This is a genomic window from Micromonospora sp. NPDC018662 (assembly GCF_044391475.1).
In the GTDB taxonomy this organism is placed as follows: domain Bacteria; phylum Actinomycetota; class Actinomycetes; order Mycobacteriales; family Micromonosporaceae; genus Micromonospora.
On record NZ_JBISAC010000017.1, the window covers coordinates 45,796 to 57,229 of the forward strand.

Annotated in this window: 8 protein-coding genes; 2 read left to right on the plus strand and 6 right to left on the minus strand. The window is 71.8% G+C overall.

What is annotated here, in order from left to right:
- Positions 1–7: 7 nt before the first annotated feature.
- Positions 8–1,348 carry an MATE family efflux transporter gene (locus tag ACH495_RS30410; RefSeq protein WP_396861150.1) on the minus strand — a complete coding sequence of 447 codons (1,341 nt, stop codon included), beginning with the start codon at positions 1,346–1,348 and terminating at the stop codon, positions 8–10.
- 142 nt (positions 1,349–1,490) lie between these two features.
- A complete protein-coding gene (locus ACH495_RS30415) occupies positions 1,491–2,984 on the minus strand; it encodes a tannase/feruloyl esterase family alpha/beta hydrolase (RefSeq protein WP_396861151.1) in 1,494 nt (497 codons plus the stop codon).
- Positions 2,985–3,382: 398 nt separating this feature from the next.
- Here ACH495_RS30415 and ACH495_RS30420 point away from each other — a divergent pair, with 398 nt between their 5' ends.
- Entirely contained in the window at positions 3,383–5,002 is a 1,620-nt protein-coding gene (locus ACH495_RS30420; protein WP_396861152.1) for a cellulose-binding protein, read from the plus strand.
- Between the two features lie 78 nt (positions 5,003–5,080).
- On the opposite strand, the gene ACH495_RS30425 is transcribed toward ACH495_RS30420, so the two are convergent.
- From ACH495_RS30425 to ACH495_RS30440, 4 genes are all read right to left on the minus strand, one after another.
- Positions 5,081–6,040, minus strand: coding sequence for a helix-turn-helix domain-containing protein (locus tag ACH495_RS30425; RefSeq protein ID WP_396861153.1), 960 nt, complete (start codon positions 6,038–6,040; stop codon positions 5,081–5,083).
- Positions 6,041–6,196: 156 nt separating this feature from the next.
- Positions 6,197–7,303 (minus strand): sensor histidine kinase, encoded by a 1,107-nt coding sequence (locus ACH495_RS30430; RefSeq protein ID WP_396861154.1) that lies wholly within the window; start codon positions 7,301–7,303, stop codon positions 6,197–6,199.
- Positions 7,296–7,982, minus strand: coding sequence for a response regulator transcription factor (locus tag ACH495_RS30435; RefSeq protein ID WP_396861155.1), 687 nt, complete (start codon positions 7,980–7,982; stop codon positions 7,296–7,298). The genes ACH495_RS30430 and ACH495_RS30435 overlap by 8 nt, the downstream gene beginning before the upstream one ends.
- A 5-nt stretch (positions 7,983–7,987) precedes the next feature.
- Positions 7,988–8,629 carry a VanZ family protein gene (locus ACH495_RS30440; protein WP_396861156.1) on the minus strand — a complete coding sequence of 214 codons (642 nt, stop codon included), beginning with the start codon at positions 8,627–8,629 and terminating at the stop codon, positions 7,988–7,990.
- Positions 8,630–8,973: 344 nt separating this feature from the next.
- Here ACH495_RS30440 and ACH495_RS30445 point away from each other — a divergent pair, with 344 nt between their 5' ends.
- Positions 8,974–11,244 (plus strand): glycoside hydrolase family 44 protein, encoded by a 2,271-nt coding sequence (locus ACH495_RS30445; RefSeq protein WP_396861157.1) that lies wholly within the window; start codon positions 8,974–8,976, stop codon positions 11,242–11,244.
- Positions 11,245–11,434: the final 190 nt, after the last annotated feature.

The following is an 11,434-nucleotide window of genomic DNA, read 5'->3' on the forward strand; positions in this document are numbered from 1 at the left end:
GGACGGCTCACCGGGCGTCCGCCCGGCTGATCCGGCGGACGTGCCGCCACGTCAGCAACGGGACGACCAGCATGCCGCCGGCGTTGAGCACCGCGATCGTCCAGTACAGGGCCGACGGATCCTGCTGGGTCCGGGCCAGCGCGCTGCCGACCACCACCATGCCCCCGAAGTAGGGCACGTTCAGCAGCAGCGCGATCAGGCCCCCGCCGACCTGTTCGAGAAGGAGCAGCGTCATCACGTTCAGGCCCAGGCCGAGGTAGGTCAGGCCGACGATCCCCAGGAACCGGCCGGTCTCCGACGCCACCGCCGGGTCACCGGCCAGTATCGCGGCCAGCGGCTCCCGGCACATCCAGATCACGGCGGCCAGCACCGCGTACACCGCGGCGGTCAGGCGCAGGCCGGAGCCGAGCGCGGCCGGCCCTTCGCCGGGCCGTCCGGCCCCCCGTAGTTGGTTCAGCACGATCGCGGTCGCCGAGCCGAGCGCGGAGGCGGGGACGATGAGCAGGTTCTGCAGCGCGCCGGCCGCCGAGTATCCGGACACCACGTCCGGCCCGAATGGGCTGAGCGCCCACAACAGGCCCGCGTTCGCGACGGCCATCACCACGAACGACGCCGTGACCGGCAGCCCGGTGCCGGTCAGTCGGCCGATCGCCTCCGGACGCCAGGCCAGCGGCCCGCTCGCCGTCCAGAGCCCGCAGCGGTACACCTGCACCATGCCGACGGTCAGCGCGGCCACGCCGCCGATCGCGATCGCGACCGGAAGCGCGTACACCCCGAGGTCGGTGCCGAAGCCCAGGACCGCGACGCCGCCCACCTCCAGGACCGCGCCGGTCAACACCACGGCCGCCGCGGAGCCGGGCCGGCCGTAGCCACGCAGGCTCGACGAGAGCAGCACGGTCGGGAAGAAGATCAGGTTGGCCAGGCAGGCCCAGCGGGTGAAGGCGACGAATTCCCCCACCGACGCGTCCGGGACGTTCAGCAGCGCCGCCAGCCAGGGCGCCGCCAGGATCAGGGCGAGGCTGACGGTGCCCCAGACAGCCGCGCCGACGCGGGCCATGCTGGCGGCGACCGGGAGGACGTCCTGCGACCGGCCGGCGCCGCGGCTCACCGACGCGGCGACCTGGTTGCTCACGTCGAAGCCCACCTGGAGGGCGGCGAAGAGCAGCGCCAGCGGTACGTAGAGCGAGCGCACGTACATCGCCTCGACGCTGATCCGGGCCATCAGCGCGATCACCACCACCGGCACCAGCACGCCGGCCGTCTCGCCGAGCGCGATAGTGGCGGCGAGGCGGCGGATCCGGGCCGAACCCTCCCAGACGATCGGGGTCGGTGCTTCAGTGGTGCTCACGACGGCGTCACCGCCGACTCATCGGCATTCGGACGTACGGGCATGAGCCACCCCCCATTTCGGGCTCGTGGAGACGCACCGAACATAGGTCTGCGCGAATCAGGCCCACAAGCTGCCCAAAGGGCTATGCCCATGGAGGTGGTCACTCGAGATGGTTCCCGATGTAGTGGTAGTTCGCGTTCAGGCTGCCGGGTGCGGCCGGTGGCGGCGACAGCGCGTCCGACGGGTCGACGGTGAGGAAACGCACCAGGTCGGGCGGGTCGGTAGTGGTCACCGTGGCCACGTCGATCGGTCCGGGCGCCTCACCCCGCTCCACCCAGGACATGAGTGGCGTCAGGAACTCGGGTACGCCGATCTCGCTCGGCCTGTCCACCTCCGGACCGAACAGGCAGTGGTACCCGCCGGGGATCAGGTACAGCCGGGAGAACCGCTGGCTCACCGTGAATCCGCCCGCGTGCCGTTCGACCGCGGCGTACCAGTCGACAGTGGAGAACGGTGAGATCTGCGCGTCGGCCCAGCCGTGGTACACGATCAGCTTGCCGCCGTGCGCGCGGAATGCCGACAGGTCGGGTGACGTGGCGTTGTAGATGGCGTCGCCGAGGATCTGGAGCCGGTCGAAGGTGGCCTCGGTGAAGGTGACGTCGTCCAGGGTGAAGTCGGCCGGCGGGTTCCTCGGGTAGGCCAGGTTCGTGAAGTACGTCAGCCCGATCCTCGCCGCCAACGGGTCCGGTCCGACGAACCAGCCGTTCCAGCTCAGTTCCGACCCGTACGCGAAGCCGCCGTTGTAGAGATTGCGGTTCCGCGCGTCGGAGGGCCCCCGGTATGCCGCCACCGCCACCGCGACCTGTGCCCGGGTGAGGCAGTCGGGCTGGTCGGCACCCTCGCACTGGATGGACGAGGGCTGGAAGGCGCAGGTGCGTGGGTCCTGGATCAGCTCGCCGCAGGCCCGCTGGACGGCGGCGTGCAGCACCGGCAGCTTCGCCGGGGGGAGGATGTCGCCCTTGTTCTTCTGCGCCAGCCACGCGTTGGACAGGGCGAGCGGCGCCAGGTTGTGGGCGGGTGCGCCGGCCAGGATGCCGTCGAAGTCGGCCGGGAAGCGTTCGGCGAGGTTCAATCCCTGCCGCCCGCCGGTGGAGCAGCCGTCGTAGTACCGGTAGGTCGGCCGGTGGCCGTAGAACGCCTTCGTCACCACGTCGGCGAACACCCTGAGCTTGTGCTCCGAGGTGAGCCCGAAGTCGACCCGGGCCGCGAGGTCGTGCGCTCCCCAGCTGCCGTCGCCGAGGTCGGTGCCGGTGTGTCCGCTGTCGGACGCGGCCAGCACGAGCCGTTTGTCCACCGCGGGTGCGCACTGGAATCCGAACAGCGGCAGGGTCAGGTCGGGCACCGCGCCGCACAGGCCGGCGCAGCCCTGCTGGACGTACTGCCCGGTCCAGTTCCGCAGCGGAAGCTTGATCTTGTATCGCTCGTGCGGCGGCAGCGTGCCCGTCACCTCGCAGTAGTCGGCGTCCGTCGCCGCGGACTCCACCCCGGGCAGGCGGGTCAGCCCGGCGCATCCGTCGGGCGCGGCCTGGGCGGCCGGCGCCGGCAGGGCCAGGAAGGGTACGGCGGCCAGCACGGCCGTCAATGTCCGTCTCATGGTGCCGACGCTACGGACGCGGCGTGGCCCTCGGATCGGTCCACGGAACGGCTTCCGAATCGGTCTGGCGACGGAGCCGTACCCGCCGGCGGCGGAAGGAAGGGCCCCTTGTTAACGCCTCCGGTAGAGAAGGGGCCCCTTCTCACGCCCCCGACGGGCGGCGGGCGGGCACCCTGTGCAACAAACCTGCACATCCAATCTCTTGCTTCGTCGGTAAGCGCTTTCTTAGCCTGTGTTTCATCGGTGTTTCGATCCCTGGCCGGGCGGATGTGTGCACGCGAAGCCACTTCCGGTGTGGGCGTCAACGCGCTGCCCGCACCGTTTACCACCCCTGAGGAGAAACAGTGAGAGACGTAGTGCGACGTAGGTTGTTCGCGGGCGGCACCGCCGTGGCGGCGATGGCCGCAGTCATTGCGGCGCTGCCGGTGACCCAGGCGTCCGGCGCATTTGGAAATCCCGCCGGCGCAGCCATGAATGTCAATGCCACAAATCTCAGTCTCGGGGCCGGTGCCGACGGTTCCAGCAAGGCCGACGGCACCAGCTACGGCAACGCCATCGACGGCGACACGAGCACCTACTGGTCGCCGGCCGGCTCGACCGGCCGCATCTCGGTCAAGTGGGGTTCCGCCACCACCGTGGCCTCGATCAACATCCGGGAGGCGGCCGGCGCCGTCGGGGCCGTCGGCGGCTGGCGGGTCGTCAACAACGACACCGGCGCCACGCTGGCCAGCGGCACCGGTGCGGGCGTCATCACGTTCGCCGCCACCTCGCTCCGGAAGATCAATTTCGAGATCACCAGCTCGACCGCCACGCCGCGGATCGCCGAGTTCGAGACGTACGCCTCCGGCGCGACCACGCCACCGCCGACGACCGGCCCGACCACCCCGCCGCCGACGACCGGCCCGACCACGCCGCCGCCGACCACCCCTCCGCCGTCCAGCGGCACGGTGTACGTGGCGCCGACCGGCACCGACGGCGCGGCCGGCACGCAGGCGAACCCGACGACGCTCACCTCGGCGATCACCCGGGTGGCCGCCGGGGGCACCATCTATCTGCGCGGCGGGACCTACCGCTACGCGCAGACCGTCACCATCGGCCAGGGCAACAACGGCACGTCGAGCGCGCGCAAGAACATCTTCGCCTACCCGGGCGAGACGCCGGTCCTGAACTTCTCGGCGCAGAGCGAGGACCCGGCGAACCGTGGCCTCCAGGTCGGCGGGTCGTACTGGCACATCCGCGGCATCGTCGTCGAGCGGGCCGGGGACAACGGCATCCTGCTCGCCGGCAACAACAACATCGTCGAGCGCGTGGTGACCCGCTTCAACCGGGACTCGGGGCTGCAACTCTCGCGACTGGTCGCCAACGCGCCCCGCGACCAGTGGCCCGCGAACAACCTCGTGGTGAGCACCGAGTCGCACGACAACGCCGACTCCGACGGTGAGGACGCCGACGGCTTCGCCCCGAAGCTCACCGTCGGCACCGGCAACGTCTTCCGCTACACCGTGTCCCACAACAACATCGACGACGGCTACGACCTCTACACCAAGAGCGACACCGGGCCCATCGGCGCGGTGACCATCGAGTCCTCCCTCGCCTACGGCAACGGCACCCTGAGCAACGGTGGCCAGGCCGGCGCCGGTGACCGCAACGGCTTCAAGCTCGGCGGCGAGGACATCGGCGTGAACCACGTCGTCCGCGGCAACATCGCGTACGACAACGGCCAGCACGGGTTCACCTACAACCGCAACGTCGGCTCGATGACGGTGTCGAACAACGCCAGCATCGGCAACACCGAGCGCAACTTCAACTTCGACGGCGGCTCCTCGGTGTTCCGGAACAACACGTCGTGCAACGGTGGCGCGAACGATCGGATCGTCGGCAACTCCGACGGCTCGAACCAGTTCTGGTCCGGCACCAACGGCTCCCGGTGCTCCGCGTACTCCGGCGCCCTCGGGTGGTCCTTCGCGTCCGACGGCCGCCTCGTGGTGACGTTCGGCGGCAAGGTGGTCACGCCGTAACGACCGGACGACGCCGGTGTCACCCGCGACGGTGACACCGGCGTCCGCCGGTCGGAGATCGGGTACGCGTCCCGGCGCTCACGGCGCGCGGTCGTGCGGTGGCGCGGTCGGTGGTGAGCCGAAGCGTTGCCGGTAGGCGGTGGCGAACCGGCGGGCGTTGGCCCATCCCCAGCGCCGGGCCGTCTCGGCGACGGTGACGTCGTCGGCCGCGTCCGCCCGGCGCAACTCCTGATCGGCGTGTTCGAGCCGGACCCATCGCAGGTAGGCGATCGGGGTGGTGTCGAGATGCCTGCGGAACGCCAACTGCACGGCGCGGATGGTCGCGTGGGCCGCGGCGGCGATGTCGGCGAGCGTGATGTCCCGGTGCGCGTTCTCCTCGATGAACGTGATCGCGCGACGCAGCATCCGGGGGTGCGCGTCGCGGCGGTCGGAGATCGTGGGATCGCTGAGCGTGTTGTTCGGGAAGACCGTCAGGGCGGTGGCAGCCAGCAGCCGGGCGATGCTCCCGGCAAGCAGCGGCTCCTCGGCCACCCCGAGGCCGACCGTCTCGCGGGCGTACCCGTACACGGTGTCCCACGTCTCGGCGGCGGCTGCGGAGACGGGCTGGTGGCTGGTGAACCGGATGGGCTCGGGGCGACGGCCGGGCGCGGTCTCCGCGACGCTCTCCAGCAGGACCGGGTCGAGGACCGTCGTGTGGAAGTCGGCCTTCGCGCAGTCGGCGGTGAAGCCACGCTCCGGCGACACGGGAATGAACGCGTCACCGGGGCCGTATGTGGTCTCCCCGCCGCCGGCCGGGTGGTAGGCGAGCCGGCCGGAGTCGATACGGCAGATGACCAGCCGACCGAGCGCCTCGGCCTGCACGTCGAAGTGGAGGCCGAAGGTGATCTGGTCGAGTCGCGCCGACGGAGTGATCGCGGCGGCCTCCAGCCGCAACCGTGGAGGAGAGTCGCCGACGTCGACGCGGATGTCCCCGCCATAGCTGTCACGGAGGACCTGCTCGACGACGTCGACACCGATCGCCTCGAAGACCTGCCCCATGCATGCTCCTCGGATGCACCAGCACGCGGCGCCCAAACATGACGGTGCGCCGTTCTCCCACCCGTGGACAACCATCATTGTGCGGCAGACGGAGACCCGCACTGAGCAGGCGACGTTCCGTCTGCGCGCCGCGCCGCCCGCGTCCCCGGCGGGGGGTCAGGGCGGGCCGGGAAGGCGCACCGTGGCGAGGAGCCCGCCGTCGGGGCCCGGGTCCAGGGTGAGCGTCCCGCCGTGGGCGCGGACGACGCTGCGCACGATGGCCAGGCCGAGGCCGGCGCCGGCGTGCTCGTCGACGCGTACCCGTTGCGTCCCGCGCCGGAACGGCTCGGTGAGCGTCGGGACCAGGTCCGGTGGGAGCGGAGGCCCGGTGTTCGCCACCCGCAGCACGCTGGCGTCGCCGGACGTCGCGGTACGGACCGTCACCGTGCCGCCCTCGGGCAGGTTGTGGACGACGGCGTTCTGGACGAGGTTGGTCACCATCCGCCGCAGCAGCTCGGTGGAGCCGCAGGTGGGGGCCGCGCCACCGGAGACGTCGAGCGTGACCCGGCGTCGCTCGGCGACCGGGAGCAGCGTCTCGGCGGCCTCCTCGGTGAGCAGGGAGAGGTCGACCCGCTCGCGGGTCACGACCTCGCGGTCGCCGCGGCTGAGCAGCAGGAGGGCCTCGGTGAGGTCGATCGCCCGCCGGTTGACCTCGTGCAGGCGGGTGACGAGTTCGTCCCGGTCGCGCGTCGGGTCGTTGCGGGCGACGTCGAGCATCGCCTGCGAGATCGCCAGCGGGGTGCGCAGTTCGTGCGAGGCGTTCGCGGCGAACCGCTGTTGCTCGGCGACGTGGGACTCGATGCGTTCCAGCATCGCGTCGAACGCGTCGGCGAGGTCGTGGAGCTCGTCCCGCCGACCCGCCATCCGGATCCGGTGCGACAGCGAGCCGGTTCCGGCCATCCGGGCCGCCTCCGTGATCCGGGTCAGCGGCGCGAGCATCCGGCCGGCGAGGATCCAGCCCCCGAGGAGACCGAACGCCAGCAGGAACAGCAGGATCTCGGCGGCCCTCGGCGCGAAGACCCGCAACAGGTTGGACCGGACGGGGAAGACGCCGGGGGTGAGCGTGTCCGCCGAGCCGGGGACGATGAGCATGGCCCGGTCGGGGACGTACCGCAGGAGGAACGCCCACACCGCCGCGAGCAGCAGCACGCCGGCGAGCACCAGGAACCCGGCGTAGCTGAGCGTGAGCCGGACGCGGACGCTGAGCCCCGCCTCCCTAGCCACGCTCGCCGCCGGCTGCCGGTGGTGCCTCGATGCGGTAGCCGACGCCCGGCACCGTGGCGATGACCCAGGGTTCGCCGAGCCGCTTGCGCAGCGCGGAGACGGTGATGCGCACCGCGTTGGTGAACGGGTCGGCGTTGGCGTCCCAGGCCCGTTCCAGCAGGTCCTCGGCGCTGACCACCCCGCCCTCGGCGGCGACGAGGACCTCCAGCACGGCGAACTGCTTACGGGTGAGCGCGACGTAGCGTCCGTCGCGGAAGACCTCCCGTCGGAACGGGTCGAGCCGCAGGCCGGCGAGCTGCCGCACCGGCGGCCGGGCGTACCCGCGTCGACGGTCGAGCGCCCGCAGCCGCAGGACGAGTTCCCGCAGCTCGAACGGCTTGGTGAGGTAGTCGTCGGCGCCCAGCTCGAACCCGGAGGCCTTGTCGTCGATCCGGTCGGCGGCGGTGAGCATGAGGATCGGCATGCCGCTGCCGGAGTCGACGATGTGCCGGGCGACCTCGTCGCCGGAGGGGCCGGGGATGTCCCGGTCGAGCACCGCGAGGTCGTAGGCGTTGACGCTGAGCAGTTCCAGGGCGGAAGCACCGTCGCCGGCGATGTCGGCGGCGATCGCCGCCAGCCGCAGCCCGTCCCGGACGGCTTCGGCCAGGTAGGGCTCGTCCTCCACGATCAGTACGCGCATGCGGATCAGTCTGCCGCCGCCGGCACCGGATGAGGTCGCCCCGCCGGGCGGCGCCACCAGCGGCGGGACGCCAGCCCGAACAGTGCCGCGCCGACGGCGTTGACCAGCACGTCGTCCACCGACGACACCCGGTCCAGCCGCAGGACGTACTGAAGGATCTCGATCGTGGCCGAGCCGGCCGCCCCGAGCGCCAGGAGTCGCGGCAGGGACGCCAGCGCCGCGAACCGCATCGGCGCGAAGAACCCCGGCGCGGCGAGGACCAGCAGGTTGCCGCCGATCCCGAGCGGCCCCATGGTGGCCAGGTCCCGCAGCGGGACCAGGCTCAACCGGCCGGGGACGACGCCGGCTCCCGGGCCGGGCAGCAGGGTCAGCCAGACGAACGGCGCCGTCCCGTAGACCAGGCCCACCTCGGCCAGCGACATCCGCCAAGCCGACGCGACGCCGGCGGCCCGCCGCCGTACCGCCAGCGCCGCCGCCACCAGCGTGGCCGCCGGCAACCCGACCAGAATCATGAGCAGGACGCCGTTCTCCGTGTCGAAGCAGCCGTGCCACCGCCCGGCCCGGCACGCCGGGGCGGCCATCAACAGCGGCCGCCGCGCCGCGAACGCGGCGACCGCGAGGCCGAGGACCGCCGCACCGACGAGCACGACCCGTCGCGTACGGCGGGGTGGCGCGATCCGCACCTCAGCCAGCCGCCGCCGACCGATCCCCCCTGTCGAATCCGAAGATATTTTCACGATCCGTTTCCCTGTCCAGAATCGAGCGCCGACCAGGACGCGCCGTGGTGTGTCTCCGCCACTCCACACGCCGGGCCGTTGCGGCGGCGTATGCGTTTTCGAAAGACGCTGCGCCGATGAACCGGCGGGCCGGCGACTCCCGTCGATGACCGGAGCCGTCGGACACCACGCGGTATTGACGTAACCTGCGAACCGGGCCAGGCTGTGGGGGCGCTCCCAGCGGCGAGCTTCGATTCCTTTGGAAGGGAAAGCTCGTGCGCCCCACCACAACACTGCTCCCGGTCGTGCTGGCCGCCACGCTCGGCGGCCTGGCCCTGCCGGAGCCCGCCCTGGCCGCGACCGGCCCGGCGCTGGCCGTCGACACCACCGCCGACCGGCACGCGATCAGCCCGTACGTCTACGGGATGAACTTCGCCGACGAGGCGCTCGCCCGGGAGCTGCGGCTACCGGTGCATCGGTACGGCGGCAACGCCACCACCCGCTACAACTTCCGCGCCGACACCACCAACCGGGCCTCGGACTGGTACTTCGAGAACATCCCGAACGACAACGCCGATCCGGCCAGCCTGCCCGACGGCTCGGAGAGCGACCGGTTCGTGGAGCGGAACAAGGCCACCGGCACCGACACGATCATGACGATGCCGATGATCGGCTGGATCGCCAAGGACCGGTCCCGGGCGTGCGGCTTCAGCGTGGCGAAGTACGGCCCGCAGGAGTCCACCGACCAGTGGGCGCCCGACTGCGGCAACGGCAAGAAGCCGGACGGCAGCCTGATCACCGGCAACGATCCGGAGGACACCAGCGTCGCCGTCGGTCCGGAGTACGCCACCGACTTCGTCAACCATCTCAAGGAGCGGTTCGGCGCCGCCGGCAGTGGCGGGGTGCGGTTCTACAACCTGGACAACGAGCCGGACCTGTGGCACTCGACGCACCGCGACGTCCGCCCGGTCGGGCTGGGCTACGACGAGCTGCGCGACCGCACCTACGCGTACGGCGCGGCGATCAAGGCGGCCGACCCGGGGGCGAAGACGCTGGGCCCGGTCGGCTGGGGCCTGAACTCGATCTTCTATTCGGGGCTGGACCAGGACACCTGCTCACGGACCGGCTGCTGGTCGAACCCGCCGGACAAGGCCGCGCACGGCGGCCAGGACCTCGGCCCGTGGTACCTGGACCGGATGCGGGAGTACGAGCAGCAGCACGGCACCCGCGTCCTCGACTACTTCGACGTGCACCTCTACCCGCAGCAGTCCGGCGTCAGCGGGTCCGGCGCCGGTGACGCCGCCACCCAGGCGCTGCGACTGCGCTCGACCCGCCAGCTCTGGGACCCGACGTACGTGGACGAGAGCTGGATCAACCAGCCGGTCCGGTTCATCCCCCGGATGCGCGAGCTGGTCGACAAGCACTACCCGGGCACGAAGATCGCGATGACCGAGTACAGCTGGGGCGGGTACGGCTCGATCAACGGCGCGCTGGCCCAGGCGGACGTGCTCGGCATCTTCGGCCGGGAGGGGCTCGACCTGGCGAGCCTCTGGACCGCGCCGACCGCCGACCAGCCGGTGGCCAACGCGTTCCGCATCTACCGCAACTACGACGGCAAGGGCGGCGCGTTCGGCGAGACGTCCGTCAAGGCCACCAGCGCCGACCAGGACAAGCTGGCCGTGTACGCGGCCGAGCGGACCGCCGACAAGGCGCTGACCCTGGTCGTGGTCAACAAGACCGGCGACGACCTGACCAGCCCGGTGGCCCTGACCGGCGCCACCGCCGGCAGCGCCCAGGTCTACCGCTACAGCGCGGCGAACCTCGCCGGCGTGGTCCGGGCGGCCGACCAGCCGGTGGGTGCCGGTGGCCTCACCGCCACCTTCCCGGCCAACTCGATCACCCACCTGGTGCCGCCGCGCGGTACCACGCCCGGCGACACCCAGCCGCCGACCGCCCCGGGCAAGCCGGTCGCCGGCACGGTCACCGCCGACAGCGTGGCGCTGAGCTGGGCGCCGTCCACCGACAACGTCGGCGTCACCGGGTACGACGTGCACCGGGTCGACACCACCGGCACCGTGAAGGTGGGCAGCGCCACCGGCACCGCGTACACCGTGACCGGGTTGACGCCGGACACCCCGTACACCTTCGTGGTGACCGCCCGGGACGCGGCGGGCAACGTCTCGGCGGCCTCGCCCGGCCTGACCGTGCGGACCGCGCCTCCCGCACCGACCGGCGGCTGCACGGTCGGCTACGCGGCGAACAGTTGGCCGGGCGGCTTCACCGCCACCATCACCGTCAAGAACACCGGCACCACCGCGATCGACGGCTGGAAGCTCGCCTTCGACTTCCCCACCACCGGCCAGAAGGTCGGCCAGGGCTGGTCGGCCACCTGGAAGCAGAGCGGTACGGGCGTCACCGCCGAGAACCTGGGCTGGAACGGCAGACTCGCCCCCGGCGCGTCCACCAGCATCGGCTTCAACGGCACCTGGAGCGGCACCAACCCGGCGCCGACCGCCTTCACGCTCAACGGTCAGCGCTGCGGCTGACCGCATCACCTCCCGAGCGAGGGCCGGGCCGGGGCACCGCGATGTCCCGGCCCGGCCGGCGTTGTCGTTCCAGCCCGCCCGGTGGCCTCGCCGCTGGCTACGCTTGGGAAAGAGCCGACCGGCGGGACGCGGTGGCGTGCCGCCTCCCGGGCCCGGGTTCGCCCGTGGCCGGAATGGGGGCGACGTGATG

Coding starts and splice junctions, on each gene's coding strand:
- ACH495_RS30420 (WP_396861152.1), top strand. CDS start 3,383: ATGGCCGCAGTCATTGCGGCGCTGCCGGTGACCCAGGCGTCCGGCGCA.
- ACH495_RS30415 (WP_396861151.1), bottom strand. CDS start 2,984: ATGAGACGGACATTGACGGCCGTGCTGGCCGCCGTACCCTTCCTGGCC.
- ACH495_RS30435 (WP_396861155.1), bottom strand. CDS start 7,982: ATGCGCGTACTGATCGTGGAGGACGAGCCCTACCTGGCCGAAGCCGTC.
- ACH495_RS30425 (WP_396861153.1), bottom strand. CDS start 6,040: ATGGGGCAGGTCTTCGAGGCGATCGGTGTCGACGTCGTCGAGCAGGTC.